Origin of the sequence: Aeromicrobium jepli, from assembly GCF_047246605.1 — a bacterium.
Classification (GTDB): Bacteria; Actinomycetota; Actinomycetes; order Propionibacteriales; family Nocardioidaceae; genus Aeromicrobium.
In genome coordinates, this window is sequence record NZ_JBFOKO010000003.1 from 114424 (window position 1) to 138497 (window position 24074).

Sequence of the window (24074 nt, forward strand, 5' to 3'; positions counted from 1 at the left end):
GGTCATCTGCCCTTCCCGTAGATCGAAGTTGGCCGCGGTTCCGGGCTTAAACAGGTATGAATGATGCACCGTTCTTCTACCTCGAGTACCCGGCCTCCGTGATCGTCTCCGCTGAACGTCTTGGCCCACGCGGCGGCCGAGGTAACTGGGACCGTCAGACGTTCGAGACGAAGGTCCGTGTCCGTGCGGTTCGCCCGGAGGACGCGCCCGTCGCGTTCACCATCGACGACCGCGAATACCGGTACTTCGAGGGGAAGTTCTGGACGGTTCACCCCGAGCCGGTCGCGTACAGCAAGAACCCGGTGACGTCGACGACCTACAAGGTGCCCGCGCGGACGGTGTACGTCGAGGGCCCGGTCCCGCATGAGGCCGACCTGAGCAACTGGGTTGATGAGGTCGAGGTGTTCGACAACCTGTTGTTCATCGACGACATCCAGTGGTCCGAGGCCAGCGAGCCGGTCTTCTACGCGCAGACCTTCGGGATGGGCCACAACCACGGCGGCACGTCCCTGTCCATCGGTAGCCCCGACCGCACGAACGGCAACCGGTACCGTCTCGACGAGTTCGAGGAGGCGCGCGCTCACGCCGTCGACGTTGCGGCTGACCGTGGCGACACCGAGAGCGTCACCCGGCTCGAGAGCATGGACCCGCCGGTCGTCGTGCATGACGCGTCCCTGCTGACCTACCAGCCGCCCCGCCGCGAGACCAAGGAGCATCGTTCGCTCCGTTACGAGTTCACGCGGGCGCTGGAGAAGTACGCCAAGGCGGTCGGCGACCCGGATTCCGAACTGGACGAGAAGCAGGCGTGGAAGGAACTGGTGCAGATGCGTCAGGCTTTGCTCGCGCGAGGTGGTGTCGAAGCGCCCCGCTGACCGGAGTACGTACCGTCTGACACCGGCGTCACCCTCGTGGTGGCGCCGGTGTTGTCGTCCCGGGACGCATAGAGCCACACGTGTCGAACAACGCCGCCCACACCCCGAAACGACTGGACCTGCAGGGATTGAGAGCCGTCGCGGTCCTCGTGGTCGTCCTCTACCACGCAGGAGTACCCATCCCCGGTGGGTTCGTCGGTGTGGACGTGTTCTTCGTCCTGTCCGGGTTCCTCATCATCGGGCTGCTCGTCAACGAGTTGACCACCCGTGGACGAATCGACTTCGGGCAGTTCTGGGCCAAGCGGGCGCGACGTCTCGTTCCCGCGTCCGCGCTGGTGCTCGTCGCTACTCTCGCTGTCGGTTCGACCGTCTTGTCGTACTTCGACAGGAAGGCTCTCGCCACCGACGCGATGTGGTCGGCATTGTTCTCCGCGAACTGGAACTACGCGTTCGCTGGGGACGACTACATGAACGCTGACGGGACACCATCGGCGTTCCGTCATTTCTGGTCTCTCGCCGTGGAGGAGCAGTTCTACCTCCTCGCTCCTGTTCTCCTCGCCGTCATCGGATGGGTCGCGTTCCGCAAGGGCCGCCCGAACCCGCGATTCCTTGCCGGTGCATTCCTCACCCTCGTCGCCATCGTGTCGCTGTCCTACTGCGTGTGGTTGTCGTTCACGAACCCCGCGTCGGCGTACTACGACACCGGCGCCCGGGCGTGGCAGTTGGCCGCCGGGGGACTCCTCGCGATCGCCATGACCGGACGTACTTTGACGGCCCGCACCTCGACGGTCCTCGGCGGCGCCGGAGTCGTCCTGCTGACCGTTTCGCTGTTCGGGTTGAGTGAGTCCGGTGCGCTTGGTCTCACCTATCCGTCGGTGCTCGCGCTGGCCCCCACGGTAGCGACCCTCGCGCTGATTGCTGCCGGGTCCGGGACGAGTCTGCTGGGGCGTTTTCTGTCGCTGCGCCCGGTCACCTACGTCGGCGACATCTCCTACTCGTTGTACCTGTGGCATTGGCCGTTCCTCGCCCTCGGTTGGCACATCACCGGCAGTGATTCGCTGACCACCGGACTGGCCCTCGTGGCGGCTTCCGTCGCGGCTTCGGTGGTGACCTTCCACGGGGTCGAGAACCCCATCCGGAACAGCAACGGACTACGGGTCATGACACGCCCGATCGTGTCGGTCGCGATGGCCGCTTCGATGGTGTTCGTGACCGTCCAGATCTCGACCCAGATTCGGTCCTCTGAATTGGACACCACGAGGCACGCCACGCTCGACCAGATCGGGTCCAAGCCAGCCGCCCCGAACAAGCCCGTCTTCGACGATTCGGTGACCGACGTGAAGCCCGCTCTGGCGACCGCACCGAAGGACGAAAAGGACATGCGTACGGCCGGATGCCAGATCGCGTACCCGGACCCGAATGTGTCGGACGTGAAAGCGTGCACGTTCGGCAACAAGACCTCCACGAATCGCGTCTTCATCATCGGTGACTCCATCTCCTCGGCTGTCTTCCCGGCCGTCGAAAAGGCCGCCCGCGGAGAGTGGGCCATCACTGTGCTCGCGAAGTCGGCCTGCACCATCGCCGACATCAACCGGTACCGGCCCGAGCATCCCGACGAGTTCTGGACCGAGTGCGCGACATGGCGTGAAGACGTCATCGACGTGGTGCTCGACGAGCGCCCCGATCTGGTGATCATCGGCGCTTCGGAGAACAGCCTCACCAAGATGGTCGGCACCGACGGAACTGCTTCGGCCCGTAACGTCGCAGACGCGACCCGGGGTATGGCGTCGAGCCTCCGCCGGTTCCAGAAGGCGGGCATCAAGACCGCTCTGGTGCAGTCGTCGGTGATTGCCCCGTTCAAGGTTCCCGAGTGCCTGTCGAAGCGTTTGAGCGTGAAGAAGTGCTCGTGGTCATCGGCTGGTTTGCGGACCACTGACGAGGTTGCGAAGGTGCTTCCGAACGTGGCGTACATCCCGACGATGAACGCGTACTGCAAGGACGGCGAGTGCGTCCCCGTCGCGGATCGTCGGGTCGTGTTCCGTGACACGCTGCACTTCACCAAGACGTTCTCGAAGTCGTTGGCGCCCCGGTTCGCTCCGGTCCTCGAGGGTGCTCTGGCGAGGGACTCTTCGACCTGATTCGCGGGCCTGAAATTGAACCAGCCGGGGCGCCTTGCCTGCGGACTGAAATTGACCCATCGTCGTGGCGGTCTACGTGCACGAAACTGACCAAGTCCAGCCGGTGTACTGGGCACCCGGTCGGCGCCGGGGTTGCAGTGCGGACGTCCACAAATTGAACCAACGGCCCGTCACTGGATGGGGCGAAATTGAACCAACCGCGATGAGGGTTGTGGCGGCCTGACTGGGGCACTCTTGTGGTCGCCGCGCGGGTGCTCGTTGCGTGCTCCGGCGGGGTGGCAGATCGGTCTGTTCAGAAATTGAACCATCCCCACTTTACACCCACAAAACTCCGTAAAACACCCACGAAACACCCAGTGTAGTTGGCCCTCAACGGGTATCGAACCGGAACGGACATGAGTTTTGGGATGAGCCGTTCTTGTTGGCATTGCAGGGAAGAATGCCTGTCATTGCAGGGCAGATCGGGCGTCTTTCTGGGAATTGAACCTGCAACAAGGGGTCGCAGGTTCAATTCAGCAGTTTTTGCTGGGGTTGCAGGGTTTTTCGAGGGTGGAAATTGGTCCAGAAGGGCCGTATCCCCAGAAAACACCCACGAAACGATCAACACCAAGCGTGCAACGACATGAGTTGAAGGCTGTTCTGAGCGATCGCTCCGGTCCTCTCCGGTCGTTACTTCGATGCCCTCTGAGGGGTTGAGGGCGGGCTGTCACCGGCTACCGATCCTGCAGGGTTTTATGGGTGCTCGCAGCCGGGGTTTTGTGGGTGCTCGCAGTGAGTTCTGTGGGTGCTTTTTGGCCAGTGTTTGCAGCGAATGTGGCGGCGACGGCATGGGTTTTGTGGGCGCTCGACTCGGGTTCTATGGGTGCCGGTGGGGGTTTTGTGGGTGGTTCAAGTGCAGGGTTTTGTGGGTGCTCGACGCCGGGGTTTTGTGGGTGTTTTGTGGGTGGTCGCGTGACTCTCCTTGCCGCTTTGCGACCCGCTTCTCGCGATCGAGATCGTCATGTCGCAAGACTTGGCATGTCGTTCCCGTTGTGCAGGTTTAGTCGCATATGTCTGCGTAACGATGTAGGGCATTCTCAGTTAGGTGACATACCGTTGACGACCTCAAAATGGCCGAAGGTGAAGACGGAGAAGTACTCGTGGGAGCACCCGTACAAGGGACGCGAGTCCATCTCCACGGCAGTCATGCCGCCCATCGCCGGGGCGACCCCGAACGTCTCCCTCGCCGCTTTCACCGCACTCGATTCGGCCACCTCTTCGGCTTCTCGGTTCGACGAGTACGCGCACGCGAAACTCGGCGCCGACGCCCTCGGGCTCATGGCGACCGTCGAGGCCATCGGGTCATCTCGAATCGAGAACATCCACGCCACCGTCGAGGAACTGCTCGTCGCTCGCGCGACCCGAAAGTTCACCGACGCAACCCTGCTCGTGCACCAGAACCGGACCCTCACCGAGATGGCATTCTGGACGCGTGACGACATCACGTTCGAGACCTTTCGGACGTTCCACTCGGCCCTGATGGATGGTGTCGATCCGCGTGCCGGGTTCGTTCGTGAATCCGTCTCATGGATCGGCGGGGGCTGGTCCGGGCCCCGCGCTGCGGTGTTCGTTCCACCGAAGCCCGAAAGGGTGCCGGACGCGCTTGAAGACCTTGTGGCGTTCACCGGCCGATACGACATCCCGCCACTGCTGCATGTCGCTCTCGCGCACGCCCAGTACGAGGCGATCCACCCGTTCTCCGATGGCAACGGACGGACCGGTCGTGCACTCGTTCACGCGATGCTGGCGAGCGCCGGAGTCAGCCAGCGGACGGTGCTTCCGATCTCGCCTTTCATCGACACGATGAAGCGGTCCTACTACGACGCCCTGATGGCGTTTCGTGACGGTGAGGTCGAGCCGATCGTTCAGGTGTTCTCGACAGCCGTTTCCCGAGCCTCCCAGTGGGGTTGCCAAGTGGTCGATGAACTGGCCGCTGTACACGACCGGATGAGGAGTGTGAACATGTCCCGGGCGGACTCCGCGGCGACCCGTCTCATCGACGCCCTGTTCACCATCCCGGCAACCACGGTGCTCACCGCGTCGACCGTTCTGGGTGTCCCGGCGACGTCCTCTCGTGCAGCCATCGAGACACTCGAGGGTCTCGGCCTGCTGACGGAGGTCACTGGAAAGAAGAGAGGCCGAGTGTGGGTTGCCAGAGACATCTCTGACGCACTCACACTCGGCCTGCGGACGGACGGTTTCAGCCGGTGACTTCCTCACCTTCGGACGCGACCCGCAGGTGGCTCGCCCGGTAGTCAGGTCCGAGCCTTTCCAGCGCAGGTGTCGCGTCGCCGGTGAAGCGGGTCTTGTCGATGTAGTACTTGCGGGTGACCGCTTGGTCGTTGTGACCGAGAACGCGTGCTGCCTGCTCCTCACCGAGTTCCTCGGTGATGTGTGTCGCGGCGGTCTTTCGGAGGGTGTGCGCGGTCATCCATTCGAGGTCAAGATCCTCTCGGATGTTGCGTAGTGCGCGGTCGATGTTGTTGAGGGACACGAACCCGCCCGAGCGCGTGTGGAAGACAGCGTTCGTCGGGGTGATGGAGCGGTTCCGGTGCAGGCGCCGAAGGATGGTCGCGACGTATCCGGGAGCGATGAACGTACGGATGCCCGCGTCGGTCTTGGGGTACTCGCTCTTGACGAGTGGACCCTTCTGCTTCCCGTCGCGATGCTGGAGCGTGCCGGTCACCGAGATGGTCACCTTGCTGCCCTTGTAGCGGAGGTTGATGTCGCTCCATTGGAGGGTGAGTAACTCGCCGGGTCGCAGCCCGGTGCCGATCATGATGTCGAAGAAGTCCGACAGGGTGTACCCGGACTTGGGTCCGCGGCGGGTCTTGTCGTGCTTGTAGATCACCGAGCGGACGCGGTCGATCTGTTCCAGAGACAGCGCCTGAACGGCCTTGGCTCGTTCCTTCTTCCGCTTCGTCGCCCGGACAGGGTTCCGTTGGATGGCGTCGAGTCGTTCGGCGAGGTCGAACATGCCGTTGAGGACGACTCGCCCGCGTCGGGAGTTCGACTTCGACAGGGAGTTGATGTGGTCGTGGACGGCGCCGGTGGTCACCTCACGCAACGACAGGCGTCCGAACCGTTCGCACAGGTGGAGGCGCCACACCTGCTCGTAGTCGTCGGCGGCGTGCTTGCCGAGTCCTTCGTTCTTCTTCTTGTCGTCGATCCAAGCGTGGAAGAGGGCTTCGACGGTCATCTCCGAGTGGAAGGTGTCCCCACTGCCCACGACGAAGGCATCGGACTTGGCTCGAAGGGACTGCTCAGCCTCAGTCTTGGTGGGTGCGGTGGAGGACCAGTCGTGCTTCTTGCCGGTGAAGTCCCGGTAGATGCCGCGCGCCGTCCAGCCGCCGGGGCTCCTGTCAACGCTGATCTTGCCCCAAGCGTTCAGGGGTGTCTGTGGTCGCGCCATTGAGTCGCTCTCTCAGTGGTCGTAGTCGTGTGATGGGCCGGGGTCTCTCGCCTCTCTCACATCAACGACTCGTACCACTTATCCACATCGGCGCGGTGAAACCTCAGGTGCTTCCCCACCTTAAACCCCTTGGGCCCCTTCTTCGGGGACTCGGCCCGCCAGTTGTAGATGGTCCGCTTGGGGATCTGCAACTCCGCGGCGAGGTCTTCGATGCTCAGGATCTCTCGCAGGCCAGTGTCGGTGGTGTTCATGGGGGTGTCTCCTCCTGTTGTTCCGTACACAGGACTGGGTGTGAGGGTCGTCAGGAAGTTTTCGGAGTTGTCCCGCATGTTGAGACGGCGCGTGTCGGTTTCCCGGAACTGGAGCGAAAAGTCGTATCGGCACCGGACCGCATACCTCCCGGGCATGACCTTCGACAAGGTGAAACATCCGCGCGGCAACAGTGGCCGGTTCGTGACCGTTCCGAGGGTCGAGCCGAGTACCGTCGCTCTCGTGAACGACGACCAGAGCGCCCCAGCGGGACCGGTCTACACGTCAGGTTCGCGGTACACGCCGTTCGAGGAACGCCTCCGTATCGACGACCACACAGAGATTGTGGACCGTTCCGCCCCCGGGTGGCGCGGACCAGACTCACGCGTCCATCACCAGTGGCTTCTCATCGACGACACCCCCGTCGTGATGCTGCACTACCGCTTCCACCCGTCCGAGCACCCTTACGGTCTCGCCGCCTGTGACATCGAAGTTCGACCCGACCAACGAGGCAAGGGGTACGGCGCCCGGGCCATCGAGATCGCCCGCCAACGTCACGGGGGTATCGAGATGTACACGACAGGCGAGTTCAGCGAGTCAGGAGCGGCAGCGTTCGCCGACCATCTCCCGCTCCTGCCGGGAGGTCAGGTGTACGTGTCGAAGTCGGAGTACACGTTCGTGCGGGACTGGGACCGAATGGACCCCGAATACCCGTTGAAGTAGACGTCAGGGTTGACCGTAGACGCGACCGGCCTCGATGAAGAACTTCTCCACCTCAGCGATGATCTCGTCCGTGCATTCGGCCAGCGCCGCCGATAGGCCGTTGTTCCCGGTCCAGTTCGTGGACTTGCGGAACCCCTCCGGGTCCGGCGCCCTGCGATCCAGCACGAGCGTCGTTCCGTCGGCGGCGAACATCTCCATGACCGGTTCGGTGCCCTCGAGCCACGGGTCGCCGGGTTCGAGCGTGAAGTAGTGGGGTGTCAGGTCGATGTTCTTCAACGGCCGGTTCGCCTGATCGATCGACAGGTCCATGAACGTGCGGAACTGAGGGATCTCGACGATGAGATGTCCTTGCCATGCGTCGAGTGCGATGTCGAGCGGGCTGCGTTGAGCGCCGACGCCGATGGACCACGGGCCACCTTCGTCCTCCGGCTGGGAAGCGCGGATGGCACGCTGGAACGCTTCGACACCTTCGTCCCTCATGAGGCGGGAGCCTTCGGCGTTGATGACGAGCACACTCAACGCGAGAGGTTTCGCGCCGATGCCGAAGTGGCGGAGCACGTTGATCCCGACGCGGGTGGACGCGATGCAAGAGTCCGCGTTGAAGTACTGCCTGATGACCGGGCGGGCGAACTGCTGCATGGCGACGAACACCATGTTCGCTTCGTGAGTGTTCATGAGCCGTCAAGCATATCTGCAGCCCGCCGCCCGGATCGGTGGAACCCGGGTCAGATCTCGATGCCGCGCTCAGCGATGAGACGGTCGAACGCAGCCTTGCGGGCAGCACGCATTTGGTCCTGCCAGACCTTGGCTTCCTCGTCGGTTTCCGCGAGCACCTTGCGGTACTCGGCGTGCAGGGCCTCGTGCTTCGCGGAGGCCTTGTCGTACTTGTCCGGGTCAGCCCACCGGTTCATCTTGTTCATCCGGGCCGCTGACGCACTGAACGCGATCGCCTCACGGGTGGTGCGGCGGGTGACGTCAGGCACTCCGGTGAGAGCGTCGAACGCTGCCTTCTTGACGCCGTAGTGGGAACCGTCGGCGAGTGTGACGGTCATGTCGGACTTGCCCTCACCGGCGTGATGGACGGACTTGGACTTCACGCCGACACGGGCGAGGTGCTCGCCGAACGTCTCGACCACCTTGCCTCCGTTGCCGTCGTCGAATCGGAACCGCTGGTCAAGTTCCTTGCGAGCACGGTCCGCCGCGGCCGGGGTGAGGTGGTCGTAGGAGATGCCGAGGTCGTTGATGACGGGCATGTCCTCTTCCCGAGCGAACGGCCACTTCGCGTCGATCTGGGTGTTCACCACGTCGGTGACGTCGAGGTGACGCTTCGGGTCGATGAGGACGTCCCGCTGCATCATGCTGTCCTTGACGGCCTCGTGCTCGGGAAGCAGGAAGTACCGCTCCTCGCCGGTGGCGTCACGCTTGGCGGCCGCGAGACGGTAGCCGTCGGGGAGCCAGTCGTCGTCGAGGGTGTCGCGAACGACGTTCGTGGTGATGAAGTCGTTGCCGTGCTGGGCGCGGAATGCGGAGATGTTCTCGCGCTGCATCCGTTCACGCAGGACGGACGACTCCTCGACGGTGACCGGGTTGCCGGTCGCCTTGGCGTACTCGTCGGGGTACCAGTTCTTGATGCTGGCCTCGAAGTAGTCGCGGCGCTCGTCGTCGGAGTCGAGGTAGTGGCCGAACGCTTCGGGGTGAACCCAGCCGACGATCTGCGCTTCGCAGTCCTCCTCGTACCAGCCGGACTTCTGACGCAGCGGCGCGGGAACGGCCTTGTTCCGTTCGGGGCTCAACTTGATGCCGCCGTGACCGCCGCAGTGAACGACAGTGATGCCGTCGGCGACATGTTCAGCGACCTGCGCCGAACCCCACGGCGTGCGTGAACCCGCACGGATGTTCGTGGTGTCACCCCAATAGGTGTCGTCGGCGACAGCGATCCCCGTGCTCGACTCGGCGAGGGCCTTCTCGGCGAACTGGGTCGGGTGGCTACTGGAGGGGCGGCCGTTGCTGCCGTTGGTGTCACGGTTACGAAGGGTCATGCCAGATGGTGTGCGGGGTGGGTTCAGGCCGCATCTGAACTCGGATGGCAGCCGAATCATGTGGTTACGTGACGGGCTTCTCGCCGCATACCTCTAGGCGTGAACACTTTGACTCGCTTCGCGCGTGCCGTCCTGTCCATGACTGCCGTGGCGGCGCTCGGAGCGAGCCTCACCGCCGCCAGCCCAGCCATCGCAGCCACCACCTCGGCCACCACCGTGTCTGACGGTGCCGCACCGGCCGCCAAACCCACCATCATGGTTGTCGGTGACTCCATCACCGCCCGCTACAACAACATCCCCGGGCACGCGAACCAAGGCTGGTGGTCGATGGTCGGGCAGCGGCTCAACGCGACCATGCTCACCTCAGCCGAAGCCGGAACCGGCATCATCGCACGGGGTGGTGTCGAGCATTGCAAGTTGATGGACAAGAACCCGCTCACGAACCACGGCGTCCGTACCCGCAATGCCCTGCGGAAGAAGAAGTTCGACGCGCTCATCGTGGAGGTCGGCGCGAACGACTGGCGTCGCTGCACCACCGTGAACAAGAAGGTCAAGGTCGTCACGAAGGTGCGGCAGAAGACCAAGGTCAAGGTGGAGGTCAAGGGTAAGACGGTAACCAAGACCGTCACGAAGACCGTGAACAAGGTCTCCTACAAGACCGTGAAGGTCGGCACGACCGCGAAGAACTCCAACGAACTCATCCGCGCCAAGGTCCGCGACTACATCGCGCTGTTGAAGACCGAGGCGAAGGCCGCCGGGCTCCCGACCACACAGATCGCGTTCATGTACCCGCGCGGGCCCGCCATTCGAGCCGACCGCGACCGGGTGGCGTTCATCTACGCCGACGAGGTGAAGAAGGCAGGCCTGTACTGGGTGAACGTTGGCATCCTGCCGCAGAAGATGACCGTGGACGGCACTCACCCGAACCTCGCAGGCAACAACGAGATCTCCGGCTGGTTCATGCTGAACTTGAACCGCGAGGCCCCGAAGTTCGAGGCACAGGTCATCAACCGGCCGAACTGGAAGGCCCGCTGAACACCACCGTCTGAGTGAGTTTGATCACGAAACCCCCGAAAACGTTCAAGTTTCGGGGGTTTCGTCTTGCGCTTGTCGCATGTCCTCCTATGTCCCCACCCGACTTAGGAGTAGCAGTTTCATGCCAGTCACCGTGACGATCGTCGGTGCTCTCGCGGCGATCATCTCGACCGTCCAGTTCGTTCCCCAAACCATCCAAGCGTGGGCGAAGCGCGGCAACTTCGGCGCCCTCGCAGGCATCAACGTCCCGACGACCTTCATGGTGCTCGTGTCGTCGCTCATGTGGACGTACTACAACGTGTCGATCGCGAACGTGTGGGGGATCGTCCCGAACATCATCGTCGTTCCGGGTACTGCCCTGACACTCATGCTGGTTGCGCACGCGGCTCGTTTGGACCGCCGTTACCGGATCCCCGAGGTCATGCAGGCGAGCATCGCCCCGTACGAGGGCCCGATGTTCGAGGAGACGGCTCGGATGCCGAAGATCGAGGCCGAGGTCACCTGACGGTCAGGGAGTGTGGGTCTGGCGGGCCTTGTGGAGTCCGTCGAGGAAATCGATCATGTCGATGTACTCGTTCTCCACGGCGCGGATGCCGTCCGAATGTCCACGTTCCCACGCGTGCTCGAACAGGAACTTCTTCTCCGCCTTGGACCCGGTGGACCCGTTGGGGTACCGATCGAACAGGTACTCGGCGAATACCTCGTTGACCTCGCTGGTGGCGGCGAACCGGCTCGACGGGTCGTACCCGTCGTCATCCTTGGAACGGACGTGGGTCTTGGAGATCTCGCGGTAGTACTGGTCGATCTTGTCGATGTCGAGTTCGTCGGCGTGGTAGTCCGTCCAGATGGACTTGACCGTGTCGGCGTGCGGGCCGAACTTCGCGTCGTGCGGTTCGGTTGGGAGTCCCTTGCTGGTTTCGGGCTTCGGCGCGCGAGGCTGGAAGCCCTGCTTGCCCTTTTCAACGTTGACGTCTCGTGTACTCATGACAGCGAGGTGTGTGGCGTCGCTCGCCGCATGTCTCAAGGGTCATCTTCTCTGCCGCGCCGATACGGAAACCCCTCTTGACCCTCATCGTTCAACTCGTCGGTGCGCTCGCTGCCATCTTGTCCTCAGTCGCGTTTCTCCCGCAGGTGTTCCGTGCGTGGCAGGCCCGTAACGACCCGGCTGCCCTGTCGGGCCTGTCCGCTTCCAGCATGGCGTTGATGTTCTTCAACACGGCGCTGTGGACGTTCTACAACGGCGCGATCCACAACTGGTGGGGGCTCGTCCCGAACGCGTTCCTCATCCCGGGTCTCAGCCTCATCATCATCGTCTTGTGGCGGGCCCGTCGTGCCGGACTGCTGCCCCTCAACCCGGCGTTCGTCGCCACGGAGACTTCATGAGTATCGTCTTCCAACTCATCGGCGGTACGGCCGCCCTGCTGTCCACGTTCGCGTTCCTACCCCAGATCGTGGTCGCATGGAAGGCCCGCAACAACCCGGCCGCGCTCGCCGGTGTCAGCGCCGCGACCATCATGATGATGTTCTCGAACGCGACCCTGTGGATCATCTACAACGCGTCCATCGAGAACTGGTGGGGCGTCCTACCGAACACGTTCGTCGCACCCGGCATGGTCCTGATCCTGTGGGTGCTCTGGAAGGGTCGCCGTGAAGGTGTGCTCGGCCCGGCAGGCACGCTCACAACTCAGGCTCGCACGTAGGTCGCGATCTCGTAGTTCGGTGTCCCGAAGTGGGCCGCCCGATCCACCTCAGTCCAGTGGGATGCCTGAATCGGCTCGAAGAACGCGTCGCCGTCCGGTGAGAGCGGCACGTGCGTGACGACCATGACGTCCACGAGGTCGCGGGCGCGCGCCTCGGAGTACACGGCGGCGCCACCGATGATGAACACGTCCGGGTTGACGGCGTAGGCGCGCACGAGAGCCTCGCCGAAGTTCGCTGCGACGACCACATCGTCGTGGCCGGGATCCCAGTCGGCCTGTCGGGTGAGGACGATGCTGGTGCGGCCGGGCAACGGCTTACCGATCGACTCGTAGGTCGACCGGCCCATGATGACGGGATGCCCGAGGGTGAGCGCCTTGAACTGGCGCATGTCCCCGGTGCGAGGCCACGGCATCTGGTTCTCTCGGCCGATGACACCGTTCGCACCGACGGCGACGGCGATGATGACGGTCACGGGATGAACACCGGGGCTGGCTTCTTGCGGGGTGCGGAGTTCAACGCGATGCAGCCTTCGGGGGCGGTCGACGGGTCCGCGTCGGAGTACCAGCGGTTCCAGTTGGCGATCTTGTGGTGGTCACGCTTCGCGCCGCGGCGGATGAGCCGGTCGCGGAGTACGTCCTCGGGGCAGTGCATCCAGACCTTCGCGAGACCGATCCGGCGGGCGTCGCACTGGGCTTGGAGCCCGGCAACCCATGTCGGGTCGTTCAACTCTTCGATGAACGGGGCGACCACGATCACGCCAGCCGACGACACGGTGAGGTTCGTCCATGCGGCGGCCATGAGTGTCTGGTACTCCAACGGGCGAACCAGTTCCCGGTACGTGTCGGTGTGACGGTCGTCCGGGTCTCCGGTCAACTGCTCACACAGCACGTTCACGAACGGCAGCGACAGGGTGTCCTTGTCGAGGAGGACGGCGCCGGTCTTGATGGCGAGCCTGTGCCCGTACGTGGTCTTCCCGGTTCCGGCGTGGCCACCGATGATGAACAGAGCAGTCATCAGACGGCGACCGGTGCCTTGATGGTGGGGTGGGGGTCGTAGCCGTCGAGACGGAACGAGTCGATGGTGAAGTCGTCGATGTTCTTAACGGCCGGGTCCAGCCAGAGTGTCGGGAGGGTCTTCGGCTCACGGGAGAGGAGTTCCTCGACCTGCTCGGCGTGGTTCAGGTACAGGTGCGCGTCACCCATCGTGTGGATGAACTCGCCGGGCTCGAGGTCGCAGACCTGCGCGACCATCTGGGTGAGCAGCGCGTAGGACGCGATGTTGAACGGGACGCCGAGGAACACGTCTGCGGACCGCTGGTACAACTGGCACGAGAGACGCCCGTTGGTGACGTAGAACTGGAAGAGGGCGTGGCACGGGTTCAGCGCCATGTCGTCGAGCATCGCGACGTTCCACGATGAGACGACGAGGCGACGGCTGTCGGGGTTCGTCTTGATCTGCTCGATGACGTCAGCGATCTGGTCGGTGTAGGTGCCGTCGTAGTTCGGCCACGAACGCCACTGCAGTCCGTAGATGGGGCCGAGGTCGCCGGTCTCCGGGTCGGCCCACTCGTCCCAGATGGTCGAGCCGAGCGCGTTCAGGTCGTCGTTGTTCGTCGAACCGGACAGGAACCACACGAGTTCGGCGGCCATGCTCTTGAACGGGACGCGCTTCGTGGTCACCATCGGGAACCCGTCCGCGAGGTCGAACCGCATCTGGTAGCCGAACACGCTGGTGGTGCCGACGCCGGTGCGGTCGGACTTCACGACGCCGTTGTCTCGGATGTGGCGGACGAGATCCTGATACTGCTGCACGAGTGCTCCATCATTCGGTGTTGGTTGCCCCCACCGGAGCGGGGATGGGTGTTGGCACTTGCACGTTCATATCCTCGGTTCACCCCCACCTCAGCGGGGAACAACGCGGGTCGTTCCAACGAGGACTTCTATGCGACGAGACGTGACGACATTCAGGCGCGGGCGGCGCGTCGGGCCTTCATGCGTTCGAGCCGCAGAGCGTCGTCCGGGGCGATGAATCCGTGGGATCCGTGACCATCGATCCACAACCGCGGGTGGTAGACCTCGGTGAACTGGCACAACCGGCACGCGTTTGGGGAGATCAGGTCACCGCGACGGTCGAAGATGAGCCCTTCCGGGAGGGTCTCGCCCTCGAGCCCAGACGTCGGTTCGGGCTTCGGTGCGACGGGCTGGAACCCTTGCTTGCCCTTGACGGCGTTGTGACCACGCATGTCGTTCATGGACCTGTGGTGTACGGTCACGCGTTGCTGTGGGTGGCGAACATGAGCCCGAGACCGTATGCCTTCCCGCGGCCGAACCCGGCGGTGAGGGTGCGGGTGAACGCGTCGAGGTCGGTGACGGTGGCGTTCCCTTCGAACTCGGTGGCGGCGAGGGTGAAGTCGTTGCGGCGCCGGTTGAGCCGCTTGACCTTCTCGAGCGGGTTCGCGGACACGATCAGGTTTGACGTCTCCAAGCCGAGGTCGGATTGCCGCTCCCGGAACCAGTCGGCCGCGGAGTGTTCGTCGAGGGCGATGCGTTTGGTCTTCCTGTCGACCGTCTTGGTCTTGGTGGGGTTGGCGGTCACCTTGAAGTAGATGCGGTCGCCGGTGTTGAACGAGTCGATGTGCTTGCCGTAGTCGTACCGTTCGACCGCACCGAGGGTGTACCCGTCCGGTAGGGGAGAGGGATCGGGGCTCGTCGCAGCGGTGACGAACAGGAACTTCGTCCCGTCGAACATCTCGTCAGTTCGCCACAGCACGTCCAGTTCGTTGCGCGGCTGCTCACCTTGATGGTCAGCGAACAGGCTCATGACGGTCTTGTGCATCTGGTCACGGTCGGACAAGTCGGAGCGTACGGCGGGATGCTGGTCGTCGAGCATGAACCGGATGCCGTGATGTCCCATGCCGTTCTCTATGCGAGTCCGGGCTGTCACAGGACACAGATCGGTGTCTCACGTCGGGTCGCCGCATAGGAGTAGGCAAGGGCGGAACAGCCGCCCTACAACCCTTCGGGAGGCCCTATGAAGCGCAAGATCACCTCGGCGGCGTTCGTCGCTGCCGGAACCATCGCACTCGTCCTCGCATCCGCTCCGGCGCAGGCAGCCATCGACTGGATGTGACCAGCCTCGACCCGTGAGGGTTGACCGACTCGAAGGGCTCCGGTTCGCCGGGGCCCTTCGTGGATCCCGGGACGTTCGAGCCTGTCGTTGCCTGTGTGATCCGGCTCTCTCCGCCTAGCGTTCTGTACTGGCAGGTAACGAGAATCTGCCCTGTCACTACAATCACGAACCCCATCCACGGGCCACGTAAGGTCCGCAAGGGTGACGGAACTTGAGGGGGTACGCTACCGAGGTCGAGCCCGCGTTTCTTCCCCGATGACGGGTCGGCATACGACACTGAGCATGTCAGCCAGTGATCGGCCCACCCCAATCTCGGAAGAGGAACCCATGAAGAAGAAGTTTGCTGTTGTCGCCCTTGTCGCCGCGAGCCTGTTCGGTTTCGCGACGGCGTCCGCGTCGGCCGCTCAGGACGACGACCAGTCGCTGCGCTTCCAGATCACTCGCATCGACTGGATGTGAGCATCGAGCAGGAATGACGAAGGCCCCCGGCGAACACCGGGGGCCTTCTATGTGTGACGGGGCGATACGTCAGTTCGTCTTGCTCACGTTCAGCAACACCTGACGGTCCGCTTCGGACAGGGACGCCCACGCCTTCTGGAACGCCGGGTTGTCGCTGTCCACGCCCGTTCGGACGAGTTCGGCGACACGCGCGGTCCGCTTGATCGCCTCGCGGTTCTTCGCCTCGAGTCGTGCAGCGTGGGCCGGGTGCAGGGTCTTCGACATGTGAACCTCCTCGGTTCGATGGTTGATGTTCTGGGGTTGCACTTGGGGTTAGAAGGCGCGGTCACGCCTTCGTGTCGCGATCTCGATGACGGTCGGGACGGTCGGAGCGAACAGCAGCGGCATCCGAGCCTCCTCGGGGGTCCGGTTGGCCTTCTTGCTGTTGCACTTCAAGCACGCGGAGATGGAGTTCTCCCACGTGACCAGACCACCCCTCGACCGAGGCATGATGTGGTCCATCGTGTTGGCCTTCCCACCGCAGTAGCCGCACTTGTACCGGTCGCGGACCAGCACGGCGCGCTTCGAGCAGACGGCCTCGCGGTTGTACCGCCACGTCATGTTCACGTACTTCACGAGCCGCAGAACCTTGGGGAGCACGAAACCGGAGATCGCCGAATCCAGCGCCTCCTCGATGACAGCGACCTCACGCACGATCATCTTGATCGCGTGCTTCATTGACACGGTCTTCATCGGTTCGTAACTGGCGTTGAGCACCAGCACGTCTCCTGTCAGGACAGTCATTTCGTGTTCCGCCCTTTCTAGCGGGGTCTCGTTGGGTAACGATTCAGTTGGATACAAGGTGGATTGGGCGCCCGAGACGATCAGTGGGCGCATACGAAAGAACCCGGCCACGGAGACGTGTGGCCGGGTTCTAACGTGAAGATGTACGTCAGGTCCGGGGAACGCCCCAGTGGTTCGTATCGGTGCCGACCGAGAGGTTGGGTCGGGTCGCCGCGGTCGCGGCGTGAACCGGGTACTGCTCGGCGAACTTGACGGACATGCTCATGCTTTCTCATATGCGGCGAAACTGACGCCGCTTGGTCTCGGGATCGCAGATTCTATGCGACGGAACGGCGCGAGATCGAGGCGTGCGACCAGATTCGTGTCGGAATGTCGAGCCCGAGGAGCCGTGACGCGACGACGCGCGGGGTGCCGGACAAGATGAAAACACCGCCGGGGTACAGGTCGAGACAAGCGGCCGAGAGGCCATCGGCGCGCTCACCGTCCAAGAGTTCGGTGAACCGTTCCCGCACGAGCGACACCGACACCCGCACCGGCTGCACAAGGACCGGTTCAGCCGACCGAAGGATCTTGCGTGACGACGTGGGCGAGTAGTAGATGGAGCCGGAGGGGCGACTCTCGGGCACGTTGATGCCGAGGTACGCGAGCCGGTTCGCCGGAATGAAACCATCGGGGTCCGAGAGCGCCTCGAATGCGTCCCAGATCTTGTCGGACACGGGGGTCGTCACGAGTTCGGTCATGACCGTCAGGTGTGCGGGAGCCACACACCGTCATCGCATGAAGCGATGGTTCAAGCGGGTCAAGGACGTTCCCGGCACCCCGAAGGACGCGAACGGCGGCCAGTTCGCCACGGTCAAGCGCAAGGAGGCGACCCGGCCGCTGGTCAGCCCCGTCCGACCGGTGACCCACGAGAACCTGATGGACCTGATGCTCGACGAGCGAATCCCTGCTGAGCAGTGGATGGCGATCGTCCAGCATGACGACTACCTGATCCGCGAGAACGCCGTGGCGTTCGCGTCCGAGGGCTACTTCGACAACATGATGGCGTGGGAGGCGGTCGACCATCTGCTGCAGCACGAGCAGAACCCGATCGTCCTCGCCGCTCTCACCCGCTCGAACCTCCCATCTCGTGATTGGGTGATCGACGAGTACCGCAAGGGCCGCGTCACCAGCGTCGACGTCGCCCAGTCCCCGGTCATCAGCCACGACGACTACCGGACCGTCCTCGAGTCGCTCACCAAGGCGCAGGTCACCGCCCACTACCGCTACATCCTGACGAACCCGGTCGCGACCGACGAGGATCGAGCGTGGATCCTCCAGAACAAGATCGACCTCGGCAGCACGCGAGCAGAATGGGCGTTCGGTCTCGCGGTCGACTGCGCGAAGAGTCCCGAGGCGCTCAACCTGATCGCGGACGCCATCAACATCGACAACCCCAACACGGCCTTCGCTCACGAACAAGCGATGACGCAGATCCCGAAGAACATGAACGCCACCCCCGAACTCCTCGACCGGATCCCGCCGGTCACCGACTCGATCCGTGCCGCGCTCATCTTCAACAAGAAGACCCCGACGACAGCGCTTGAACGCGTCATCGGCAAGCAGATCGAACTGCTGGACCAGCAGGAACGACGCCTCGACCCCTCCGACCCGCAGAGCGTCTCGGACCACACGTACCGCACGGCACTCGGCCGCACCACGATCGAGGTCGCGCTCGCTCACGAGAACGCCAACCCCGAAACCACGCGACGGCTCCGCACCCACCCGAACCCGAACGTCGTCGAGGTCGCGAACCGGGTCGCTAGATCGCGCAACCTCTAAACGGGGCACGAATCGCGGGCCAAAACGCGCCTCGAAACGATCGAGTTCGTGGCTGCTGCGGGCTTGTATCTAGTATGAGCGCAACCATGAACCGGACCGACTTCAACGCCGCCGCCGACCGTCTCTTCGAGGCCGCTGACGCCTACTACAACGGCACCACCGAACTGATGACGGACGCCGAGTACGACAACCTGCTCGGACAGGTCGAGATCGCGCTCGCCGAGAACCCCGGCTGGTCCAACCAGATCACCGACGGCCTGTTCGGTCTGGTCGCCGCCGGAACGTCCAAGGGTGGCGACGTCTCCCACCCGGAGCGGATGCTGTCGCTCGGCAAGGTCAAGACGCTCGCGGACGTGGAGAAGTTCATCGAGTCCGCCGGAGGCATCAACAGCGTCGTGTTCGAGCCGAAGATGGACGGTCTCGCCGTTCGCGTCGTCTACAAGAACGGCCGTCTCGTCCAGATGGTCACCCGCGGTGACGGCTCCACGGGCGAGGACATCACCAGCGACGTGAACATCGTGGGTATGCCCAAGGACGTGCGTTGGGACCGCGACTTCGAGGTCCGTGGCGAGGTCTACATGACCACCGAGGACTTCGAGGTCGCCCAGTCGGTGCGTATCGCCGACGGTGAGGAGCCGTTCAAGAACTCCCGTAACGCCGTCGCCGGAGTGCTGCGCAAGGGTGACACGCGGATGCCTCTGTCGTTCGCCGCGTACGACGCTAAGAACCTCGGCTCGACCAACCACGTCGGCCGCATGGAGCACCTCTTCAACATGGGCTTCAACACCGTCCACATCCTCGCCCGCCAGCAGGCCATGCTCATGGGTGTCGGCGGCGCCGAGAAGACCATCGCCCTGTTCGGTGAGGCCCGCGCGACGGTCAACTACCCGACAGACGGCATCGTCATCACCGCGAACGAGGACACCGACCGGGACCGGCTCGGCATCGGTTCGCGTGTCCCGCGGTACGCCGTCGCGTACAAGTACGAGGCCGAGTCCTCCACTACGGTCGTTCGTGACATCGAACTGACCATCGGACGCACGGGTCGTCTCGCACTGCGTGCCAAGGTGGACCCGACCGAGGTGTCCGGCACCACGATCACGTACGCGAGCCTGCACAACGTCGGCTGGCTGACCGAGCAGGACATCCGCATCGGTGACACGGTGAAGGTGCTGCGCGCCAACGACGTCATCCCGCGAGTCGAGTCCCCGGACCTAACCCTGCGCCCCGCCGACAGCCAGCCGTGGACCGCTCCCGAGGTGTGCCCGCAGTGCGGCGGCGAGTTCGACAAGACCACCGAACTGTGGCGCTGCACGTCGCCGGAGTGCTCCGTGCAGGGTCGCATCGAATACGCGGTGTCCCGTGACGCGCTCGACATCGAGGGCATGTCCACCGCGATCGTCACCGCACTCGTGGAGACCGAACTCGTCACCACGGTCGCCGACCTGTTTGACCTGACCGCCGACCAGTTGGCCGACCTCGCGCTCGGCGAGACGACCACGGGCGGTATCCGCCGCCTCGGTGCCACGAACGCGGGCAAGATCATGGCCGAGATCGACAAGGCCAAGGGCGCCGCCCTCAACCGGGTCATCACCTCGCTCGGCATTCGCATGACCGGACGCACGATGAGCCGTCGTCTCGCCACTCACTTCGGTTCGCTGTCCGCGTTCGCTGACGCCACGACCATCGACCTGCTGGACGTAGAGGGTGTCGGTGTCGGTCGCGCTGAGACGATTCGTTGGGAGATCGAGATGCTTCGCCCGACCATCGAACGACTCATCGCGCTCGGCATGGGCACCCCAGCCCCGGACAGCGACGACAACGCTTCCGCGGGTGGTTCGGCTCTCACGGGCATGTCGGTGGTGGTGACCGGCAAGATGACCGGCCCGCTCGACGGCAAGAGCCGCAACGAGATGAACGAACTCATCGAAGCGAACGGCGGCAAGGCGTCCGGTTCCGTCTCGAAGAACACCAGCCTCCTCGTGTGCGCCGACCCCACCTCCTCGAAGGCGAAGAAGGCCGACGACCTCGGCGTCGAGACCATCACCCCCGACGAGTTCGCTGCCCGGCTGGGACTCGTCTGATGGCGCTCAACAATACCGAACGGAAGATCCTCTGGGCGGCGTACGAACTGCTCAACACTCTCGTCGACGTCGGTCCGTCCAACCCGGCCAACACCGCGCGGCTCGCCCTCGCCGAGCGGTTCCGTATCGACACCATCAAGACCATCCAGATGGGCTTGAACGACGTCATGGACCCGGACATGCCGAACAGTGAGACCCTCGAGTGGCTCGCCGAAGAGGTGCAGAAGGCTAAGTCGAAGATGGACTCGATCCGCGCCGCCTCCCAATGATCGGCGTAGGCAACTCGCAGCGACGAGATCGACGAAACCATCCCTCAGACCTTCATCGCATAGAAGATAGTGCTGTGACCGGAAGGAACCGCATGCCCCGTAAACTCATCGCCCTCGTGACGGGGCTGCTCACCGCCGCCCTCATGCTCGGCGTCGTCAGCCCCGCGACCGCTGCACCGAAGAAGGTCACACCGAAGGTGTCCCTCTCGACCCCGAAAGCGACCGTCATCCAGTGGTCGACGTCGACCTTCAAGGGGAAGGTCAACACCAAGAAGGCCGTCGGCGCGAAGGTCTCCGTGCAGCGCAAGACCACCAAGGGCTGGAAGGACATCAAGAAGGGGAAGGTCACCAAGAAGCGCACGTACACGCTCCACTTCCAGACGAACTCGAAGAACAGCCTCTACCGCGTCAAGGTTCACGCGAACAAGAAGATCCGTATCGCCTACTCCCGCACGGTTCGAGTCAAGACGAAGCCCGACCCGAGGGACATTCCGTGGACAGTCGAGAGAGCACAGGCACAGATCGTCAAGGACACGAACGCCTTCCGGGTCAGTCAGGGGCTCAACCCGGTGACGATTGACTCGCGCATCTCGAAGATCGCGCAGGACTGGTCTGATCACATGGCGCGCACGCGCGACTTCCAGCACAGCAAGACCTACAACGATCAGATCAGGGCTCTCGGCTACGACTTCGCTCGTGAGAACATCGCGATGGGTCATTCACCCGACGAGGTGGTGGCCGCGTGGTTCGCCAGCCCCGGCCATCGGGCGGCGATGCTTGACCCGCGCGTCACGCACATCGGTGTCGGGTTCACGGCGTCCGGCAAGTACTACACCCAGAACTTCGGCGGGTTCTGGCCTGACGAGGACATCGAGTAGGGGTCCGTTTCTCCGCATTTGACGGGTGTGGACTCCTCCACGAACCCACGCCTCGATCCCCGCTGCGATACCGCTCTCACCGCTGGTCTTCTCTCGACCGTCCCAGCCACACCGCCGACGCCGGTCGTGTTCAACCACGTCAAGGCGATGCTGTGGTCTGTCGGTGCGGCGTTCCTCGACCGATGTCCCAGCCGGGACGGGCATAGAAGCGGTCGTGAACATTCCGTCCCTCGCCCCGTCCAACCAGTTCGCTGCCGCATGGGCGGCGTTCGACCAGTTGGAGGCACTCCTCGCCGCTAGCGACGCCCGCGACCGGTCCACCCTCGACGAGTACGGGATCCTGATGGCGCGCGCGACCGCGTTCCGAGCCGACTGCACCCGCCGTCGAGTCGGTGCGGTCATCATCGACGAGTTCCGGCGCATCGTCGGCACCGGCTACAACGGCGCCCCTCCCGGTCAGCCCGGCTGCCTCACCGCCGGTGCCTGCCCTCGAGGCCGCATGTCCAAGACCGAGGTCGCACCCCTGTCCTCCTACGACACCGGTGCCGGTGCGTGCATCGCGAACCACGCCGAAGCGAACGCCATCATGTTCTCCCAGCCCGCCGACCGGCGAGGCGCCACCATCTACTGCACCGACGCCCCCTGCGACGGGTGCAAGCGCATCATGAACGGGTCCGGCCTCGCCCGCGCCGTGTTTCCGTACGAGTTCACCACCGAGACCGGCCAGTCCACCCTCGCCATCGTCGAGATCGACCTGCCCGAGTTCGGTGACGTCGGCCAAGCAGCCCGCATCCTCACCAAGATCGCCGCCTGAAACAGACGCGCTACGCATCCTGAACCGCACCGGCCCTGCGTGAACGCGCGGCGAGGAGCGGGCCGATCGAAACGAGCCCGCCCGCGGGCTTGACCACGCCGTACTGACAGACCACCTGCAAGGACCACGCATGTTCGCCTCCGGCACCTTCACCCCGACCGACCCCGGCATCTCCTTCTTCGACGTCTGGTACGCGCACCTCGGAATCGCCCTCGTGGCGTTCGCCATCGCGCTCATCGCGTCAGGGATCGTCGCACCCAGCCAGTCGGAGTACGCCAAGTTCGCGAACCGGTACATCGGCTGGTACGTGGTGACAGCCCTCGCGTCTACCGTTATCGGTGCTGGCACCGCCGCATTCGCACAGGACGCGCAGTCGGACGCGCAGACCGAGCATTACACCAGCGAATTCGAGAAGCACCTCGCTGAGACCGCAAACGTGAACGGGCTCGAGGGCAAGGTCAAGAGGATCGATGCGAACTCCCTGCCGGGAACCAACCAGATCTTCATCACCTACGAGGACGGTTCCGAGGGGCTCGTTCTCTACAAGTTCGACGGCAAGAAGGTCACGTACCGGTTCCTGCCCGTCACGGCCGCGGAAGGACTCTGAACCATGATCTCCACCGCCACGTTCACCCCGGTTACCCCGGACATCTCCTTCTGGTCCCTGACGTCAGTGCACGTCGGACTCGTGCTCATCGGAGTCGCCCTTCTCGTCTTCGCTACCGGGTACCTCTACGACCGTGAGGACTGGCTCCGCGCGTTCTTCGACCACTTCTGCATGCCGCTGTTCGTCGGCGCGTTCCTGATGTTCGTGTCCGGGGTGTTCGCGTTCCTCATCGCGGCCACCGACGACATGGACAACGCGGTCAACGACTCGTACACCGCACAGTTCATCGACCACCTCAAGAGCGTCGAGAACGTGAAGACCGCCAAGGGGTTCATCCGAGGCAGGGGCCCGTCGAAGTACGACAAGCCCGGCTCCAACCAGTTCATCGTCACCTACACGGACGGCACCAGCGGCCTCATCCAGTACACGTACGACGACGGCGACATCTCCTACGTCACCCTCACCACCGTCAAGGACTGACCCCCTCGTGCAGATCAACTGGCGGGCACCCGACCTGACCGACAAGAACGACCGCATCATGCGGCTGGACACCCGAGCCTTCCTCTGCCACTCGGTCGGCGCGGCCCTGTTCCTGATGGGTGGATCCGTTCTGTTCGGTCTCGCCTTCGGCGGCCACATCTCAGTGCCTGCCGCCATCGCGGTCGGGGGCGGTCTTGGCCGTCGTGACTTTCCTGCTGTTGCACGCCGGAGACTCCGCAGGCCGCGAGGAGCGAACCATTCGGGTCGAGGCCGAGAACGCCATGCGTGAGTCAGTCCAGACCTACACGCGAGACCTGCTCGCGTCGATCGGTGTCGGTGGGGAGATCGATGAGGTCGCCGCTCTGATCCGCAAGCCCGCCTCATCTGCCCTGCGCACCGTCGACTTCCTCGGCACCCACAACGGCTCCAACGTCCTCCTCAAGGCCGTCCGTCAAGGCTTCGAGTTGCGGATCTTCGACCAGAACTCCCGCGAGATCACCCCCGCCCCAGCCGCGGCCTGAACGAGAACGGAACCCACCATC

At 63.9% G+C, this 24074-nt stretch carries 30 protein-coding genes; 17 read left to right on the top strand and 13 right to left on the bottom strand.

Features of this window, described 5'->3' with window-relative positions; all coding sequences use genetic code 11:
* The first annotated feature begins 56 nt into the window (after positions 1-56).
* The 3 genes from AB3M81_RS07245 to AB3M81_RS07255 all read left to right on the top strand — a co-directional run bounded on the left by AB3M81_RS07245 (position 57) and on the right by AB3M81_RS07255 (position 5260).
* A complete protein-coding gene (locus AB3M81_RS07245; RefSeq protein ID WP_412903259.1) occupies positions 57-872 on the top strand; it encodes a hypothetical protein in 816 nt (271 codons plus the stop codon).
* Positions 873-952: 80 nt separating this feature from the next.
* Positions 953-3010: an acyltransferase family protein gene (locus AB3M81_RS07250; protein WP_412903260.1), complete on the top strand. Its 2058-nt coding sequence runs from the start codon at positions 953-955 to the stop codon at positions 3008-3010.
* 1119 nt (positions 3011-4129) lie between these two features.
* A complete protein-coding gene (locus tag AB3M81_RS07255) occupies positions 4130-5260 on the top strand; it encodes a Fic family protein (protein WP_412903261.1) in 1131 nt (376 codons plus the stop codon).
* On the opposite strand, the gene AB3M81_RS07260 is transcribed toward AB3M81_RS07255, so the two are convergent.
* Positions 5250-6107, bottom strand: a complete 858-nt coding sequence (locus AB3M81_RS07260; RefSeq protein WP_412903262.1) for a tyrosine-type recombinase/integrase — start codon at positions 6105-6107, stop codon at positions 5250-5252. The two genes, AB3M81_RS07255 and AB3M81_RS07260, sit on opposite strands and share 11 nt — an antisense overlap.
* A 410-nt stretch (positions 6108-6517) precedes the next feature.
* Positions 6518-6712, bottom strand: a complete 195-nt coding sequence (locus AB3M81_RS07265; RefSeq protein WP_412903263.1) for a helix-turn-helix transcriptional regulator — start codon at positions 6710-6712, stop codon at positions 6518-6520.
* 154 nt (positions 6713-6866) lie between these two features.
* Between AB3M81_RS07265 and AB3M81_RS07270 the strand changes: the two genes are divergently transcribed.
* The gene (locus AB3M81_RS07270; protein ID WP_412903264.1) at positions 6867-7433 is read left to right on the top strand and encodes a GNAT family protein; all 567 of its coding nucleotides are present in this window, start codon (positions 6867-6869) and stop codon (positions 7431-7433) included.
* Between the two features lie 3 nt (positions 7434-7436).
* Here the strand turns inward: AB3M81_RS07270 and AB3M81_RS07275 are convergent, their stop codons facing one another.
* Positions 7437-8087, bottom strand: coding sequence for a hypothetical protein (locus tag AB3M81_RS07275; protein ID WP_412903265.1), 651 nt, complete (start codon positions 8085-8087; stop codon positions 7437-7439).
* 71 nt (positions 8088-8158) lie between these two features.
* A complete protein-coding gene (locus AB3M81_RS07280; RefSeq protein WP_412903266.1) occupies positions 8159-9472 on the bottom strand; it encodes a DUF7007 domain-containing protein in 1314 nt (437 codons plus the stop codon).
* Between the two features lie 99 nt (positions 9473-9571).
* Between AB3M81_RS07280 and AB3M81_RS07285 the strand changes: the two genes are divergently transcribed.
* Positions 9572-10507 (top strand): SGNH/GDSL hydrolase family protein, encoded by a 936-nt coding sequence (locus AB3M81_RS07285; protein ID WP_412903267.1) that lies wholly within the window; start codon positions 9572-9574, stop codon positions 10505-10507.
* A gap of 121 nt (positions 10508-10628) precedes the next feature.
* A complete protein-coding gene (locus AB3M81_RS07290) occupies positions 10629-11012 on the top strand; it encodes a hypothetical protein (protein ID WP_412903268.1) in 384 nt (127 codons plus the stop codon).
* Positions 11013-11015: 3 nt separating this feature from the next.
* Here AB3M81_RS07290 and AB3M81_RS07295 read toward each other — a convergent pair whose 3' ends face one another.
* Positions 11016-11492: a hypothetical protein gene (locus AB3M81_RS07295; RefSeq protein ID WP_412903269.1), complete on the bottom strand. Its 477-nt coding sequence runs from the start codon at positions 11490-11492 to the stop codon at positions 11016-11018.
* A gap of 209 nt (positions 11493-11701) precedes the next feature.
* Here AB3M81_RS07295 and AB3M81_RS07300 point away from each other — a divergent pair, with 209 nt between their 5' ends.
* Entirely contained in the window at positions 11702-11890 is a 189-nt protein-coding gene (locus AB3M81_RS07300; protein ID WP_412903270.1) for a hypothetical protein, read from the top strand.
* Positions 11887-12207 carry a hypothetical protein gene (locus AB3M81_RS07305; RefSeq protein ID WP_412903271.1) on the top strand — a complete coding sequence of 107 codons (321 nt, stop codon included), beginning with the start codon at positions 11887-11889 and terminating at the stop codon, positions 12205-12207. The genes AB3M81_RS07300 and AB3M81_RS07305 overlap by 4 nt, the downstream gene beginning before the upstream one ends.
* On the opposite strand, the gene AB3M81_RS07310 is transcribed toward AB3M81_RS07305, so the two are convergent.
* The 5 genes from AB3M81_RS07310 to cas6e all read right to left on the bottom strand — a co-directional run bounded on the left by AB3M81_RS07310 (position 12192) and on the right by cas6e (position 15121).
* Entirely contained in the window at positions 12192-12680 is a 489-nt protein-coding gene (locus tag AB3M81_RS07310; protein WP_412903272.1) for a dihydrofolate reductase, read from the bottom strand. The two genes, AB3M81_RS07305 and AB3M81_RS07310, sit on opposite strands and share 16 nt — an antisense overlap.
* Positions 12677-13222 carry a P-loop nucleotide/nucleoside kinase family protein gene (locus AB3M81_RS07315; protein ID WP_412903273.1) on the bottom strand — a complete coding sequence of 182 codons (546 nt, stop codon included), beginning with the start codon at positions 13220-13222 and terminating at the stop codon, positions 12677-12679. Before AB3M81_RS07315 ends, AB3M81_RS07310 begins: the two co-directional genes overlap by 4 nt.
* Positions 13222-14019 carry a thymidylate synthase gene (locus AB3M81_RS07320; protein ID WP_412903274.1) on the bottom strand — a complete coding sequence of 266 codons (798 nt, stop codon included), beginning with the start codon at positions 14017-14019 and terminating at the stop codon, positions 13222-13224. Before AB3M81_RS07320 ends, AB3M81_RS07315 begins: the two co-directional genes overlap by 1 nt.
* 152 nt (positions 14020-14171) lie before the next feature.
* The gene (locus AB3M81_RS07325; RefSeq protein ID WP_412903275.1) at positions 14172-14459 is read right to left on the bottom strand and encodes a hypothetical protein; all 288 of its coding nucleotides are present in this window, start codon (positions 14457-14459) and stop codon (positions 14172-14174) included.
* A 17-nt stretch (positions 14460-14476) separates the two neighbouring features.
* Entirely contained in the window at positions 14477-15121 is a 645-nt protein-coding gene (gene cas6e / locus AB3M81_RS07330) for a type I-E CRISPR-associated protein Cas6/Cse3/CasE (RefSeq protein WP_412903276.1), read from the bottom strand.
* 543 nt (positions 15122-15664) lie between these two features.
* Here cas6e and AB3M81_RS07335 point away from each other — a divergent pair.
* Positions 15665-15796, top strand: coding sequence for a hypothetical protein (locus AB3M81_RS07335; RefSeq protein WP_412903277.1), 132 nt, complete (start codon positions 15665-15667; stop codon positions 15794-15796).
* A 69-nt stretch (positions 15797-15865) separates the two neighbouring features.
* Here AB3M81_RS07335 and AB3M81_RS07340 read toward each other — a convergent pair whose 3' ends face one another.
* The 3 genes from AB3M81_RS07340 to AB3M81_RS07350 all read right to left on the bottom strand — a co-directional run bounded on the left by AB3M81_RS07340 (position 15866) and on the right by AB3M81_RS07350 (position 17319).
* Complete coding sequence (locus tag AB3M81_RS07340; RefSeq protein WP_412903278.1) at positions 15866-16060, bottom strand: hypothetical protein; 195 nt, start codon at positions 16058-16060, stop codon at positions 15866-15868.
* Between the two features lie 48 nt (positions 16061-16108).
* On the bottom strand, positions 16109-16579 hold the full coding sequence (locus AB3M81_RS07345) for an HNH endonuclease (protein ID WP_412903279.1): 471 nt from the start codon (positions 16577-16579) through the stop codon (positions 16109-16111).
* A 317-nt stretch (positions 16580-16896) separates the two neighbouring features.
* Positions 16897-17319, bottom strand: coding sequence for a hypothetical protein (locus AB3M81_RS07350; RefSeq protein WP_412903280.1), 423 nt, complete (start codon positions 17317-17319; stop codon positions 16897-16899).
* Between the two features lie 37 nt (positions 17320-17356).
* On the opposite strand from AB3M81_RS07350, the gene AB3M81_RS07355 reads away from it, so the two are divergent.
* From AB3M81_RS07355 to AB3M81_RS07390, 8 genes are all read left to right on the top strand, one after another.
* A complete protein-coding gene (locus tag AB3M81_RS07355; protein WP_412903281.1) occupies positions 17357-18400 on the top strand; it encodes a hypothetical protein in 1044 nt (347 codons plus the stop codon).
* An 86-nt stretch (positions 18401-18486) separates the two neighbouring features.
* Positions 18487-20484 (top strand): NAD-dependent DNA ligase LigA, encoded by a 1998-nt coding sequence (gene ligA, locus AB3M81_RS07360; protein WP_412903282.1) that lies wholly within the window; start codon positions 18487-18489, stop codon positions 20482-20484.
* Positions 20484-20753, top strand: coding sequence for a hypothetical protein (locus tag AB3M81_RS07365; RefSeq protein ID WP_412903283.1), 270 nt, complete (start codon positions 20484-20486; stop codon positions 20751-20753). The genes ligA and AB3M81_RS07365 overlap by 1 nt, the downstream gene beginning before the upstream one ends.
* A 92-nt stretch (positions 20754-20845) precedes the next feature.
* Positions 20846-21631: a CAP domain-containing protein gene (locus AB3M81_RS07370; protein WP_412903284.1), complete on the top strand. Its 786-nt coding sequence runs from the start codon at positions 20846-20848 to the stop codon at positions 21629-21631.
* A gap of 214 nt (positions 21632-21845) precedes the next feature.
* Positions 21846-22445, top strand: coding sequence for a deoxycytidylate deaminase (locus tag AB3M81_RS07375; protein WP_412903285.1), 600 nt, complete (start codon positions 21846-21848; stop codon positions 22443-22445).
* A gap of 130 nt (positions 22446-22575) precedes the next feature.
* On the top strand, positions 22576-23052 hold the full coding sequence (locus AB3M81_RS07380) for a hypothetical protein (protein WP_412903286.1): 477 nt from the start codon (positions 22576-22578) through the stop codon (positions 23050-23052).
* 3 nt (positions 23053-23055) lie between these two features.
* The gene (locus AB3M81_RS07385; protein ID WP_412903287.1) at positions 23056-23532 is read left to right on the top strand and encodes a hypothetical protein; all 477 of its coding nucleotides are present in this window, start codon (positions 23056-23058) and stop codon (positions 23530-23532) included.
* A gap of 203 nt (positions 23533-23735) precedes the next feature.
* Positions 23736-24053: a hypothetical protein gene (locus AB3M81_RS07390; protein WP_412903288.1), complete on the top strand. Its 318-nt coding sequence runs from the start codon at positions 23736-23738 to the stop codon at positions 24051-24053.
* Positions 24054-24074: the final 21 nt, after the last annotated feature.